2 protein-coding genes are annotated in these 2,179 nt (G+C 41.9%); both read right to left on the reverse strand.

Annotated elements, in window-relative coordinates; genetic code table 11:
- Window positions 1-41: 41 nt before the first annotated feature.
- On the reverse strand, window positions 42-749 hold the full coding sequence (locus tag B879_RS20575; protein WP_009187157.1) for an SIMPL domain-containing protein: 708 nt from the start codon (window positions 747-749) through the stop codon (window positions 42-44).
- Between the two features lie 65 nt (window positions 750-814).
- Window positions 815-2,179: DUF2207 domain-containing protein (locus B879_RS20580; RefSeq protein ID WP_157231769.1), on the reverse strand; the 1,365-nt coding region annotated here is incomplete at its 5' end.

The following is a 2,179-nucleotide window of genomic DNA, read 5'->3' on the forward strand; positions in this document are numbered from 1 at the left end:
GTGTTTTTTTTAAATGCTTATTTTTACAGAATAACTCAGTCTCATCGTGATGGAGGCTGTTTTTCTTTAGACGAGGTGTTGAAAGTGCCTCCCCAAGAGTAGTCTTCATTGGAATTTTGACCCGTAATCTGGAAAATACCCATATTCGCTGAAATCAGTTTTCCCAGTCTGGAACCTGAGTTTTCTGCAATTTTCTCGGCTCGTATCCTGGCATCTTCTGTGGCCCTTGATATCATTTCTATTTTCAGGCTTTCCAGCTCTGTATAGTAATATCGGGGCGCTTGAGAGTAAAATTTGACGCCCTGAAGCAACAATTCTGTGATTTCCCTGGATATCTGCTCCACTTTTTCCACCTCCCTGGATTCAATTTGTATACTTTGGTTGAGCTCATAGCCCAAAAAGGTCTGTCCCATGTAATTCCCGCTGCTGCTGTAATTTTGTTGGTACATGGGGTTGGTGTAAACTGCCTTAAAAATGATCTGCTCTTTGGGAATACCTTTCGATACCAAATAATCAGTCACCGCTTTTCTATCCTTTTCCAGGTCCGCATAGGCGGTCTTAATGTCCATGTTTTCCCTACTAAAATTACCTTCCCAAACGACCAGGTCTGAGGTAAAATTCTTTTGCCCAAGCCCGGTTACGTCTACTGTTCCGGATTTTTTGTTTCTATTGATGACGGCATTGCCTAAAATGGCCGCAGCAATGACTATGGCCAAGGCAAAAATGATAGCAGTAAGGTGTTTTTTCATAGTGAGGAATTTTCAGTAAAAAGATTTCAAAAGCTATACCAAATGTACGAAAAAAAGCAATGGAATTACCAGCCACCGCCACCGCCACCGCCTCTTCCACCGCCAGAGGAACCGCCACCTCTAGAACCACTTCCCCCAGAACCTCCCCTTCCTGCTGATTGGTTCAGCGATGCACCCAAGGATCTGTTCAGATGCCTGCCCAACATGCCATAAGAATAGGCTCTTGGCCCACTGTACCAATTGCTCTGACTGCCCTGCCTGAGGCTTGCCCTGTCCATCAAACGTTGGAATTTCTTGCCCCAGATTTTATCCACTCTGAAAGCCATGGCATAAGGCAACAACTTTTCAAATATCTCGGGCGTCATTTTGGGAGGGTTGAACATTTGTATCTGCCTTTCCTCAGCAGCACTCAGGTACTTTTTGAAGCCTTTGATTTTTGCTTTCAATTCGAGCTTCTCAAGGCTAGGTTTTCGTATCAGGTAAATGTAAATCAAGTAAGCGAAAAGGTTAACAACTATAAACCCTATTAACACAAAATTATTAAAGGAGATGCTGCCGGAAATGAACAGGACATAAACAATTCCTATCAAGGTGGAAATAAGAAGAATAGAAAAAAGCCAGCGGGTAAAATTTGTTCTTATGATTCCTAAAGTAACCATCAGGGTAAAAAAAGTAACAACAGGCCATAAGGAGATTTCTGAAAGATCAAAGTTTATACTTTTGGGCTGGTAGTTGTAATAATCAAACTTACTGGCCATCCAAGCATAAATCAGAAAGATAAAAACTGGGGGGATCCAAAATTTCCAATTGCTCCCTTGACTCAATAAGGGCCTGTGTTCATTGACAAGGCTGGCCATATAGCTATCATACATGCTTTTCATCTGGGTACTGTACTTTCCATCAATGCTGATTTTTTCTCCAGAAGAAAATAGGCGGTCCATCAAAATCCTTTCTTCTTTGGATAGGCTTTCGTCTGCATCCTTTTGCTTCTCTAAGACAAAAGTGGTTGTACTGAAAACTCCCAAAAAAACCGGCTTTTTGATCTCATTGATTTTCAAATAGCCATTCACAGCCAGGTTAACGATTGAGGATGAAATTAGCTCACCCCAAAAATATCCCTTATTAATCATTCCGGTAGATGCCGGAGAAAGCCCAGTAGGGGGATCAAATTCCGGAATTATGGTTGGCGAAGGAGGATCCACCCCATATCGTGTCCATGTAAAGGAATAATAGAGCAGTAAAAACAAAAATGTGCCAATAGAAACGGCTAGCAGGCCATATTTTTGCCAAATCCCAGGGGGAGCGGGTGGGCTTACTATGCCTTTTGTGAAACCCGCTGCAATGGTAATGTTTTGATAAGGCAATAAATTTTTGGCAGAAAATTTCAAACTCCCATCATCCAAGATACTCACTTGACAGTTTTTTTCTGT

The sequence above is a fragment of the Cecembia lonarensis LW9 genome, from assembly GCF_000298295.1.
Lineage (GTDB): Bacteria > Bacteroidota > Bacteroidia > Cytophagales > Cyclobacteriaceae > Cecembia > Cecembia lonarensis.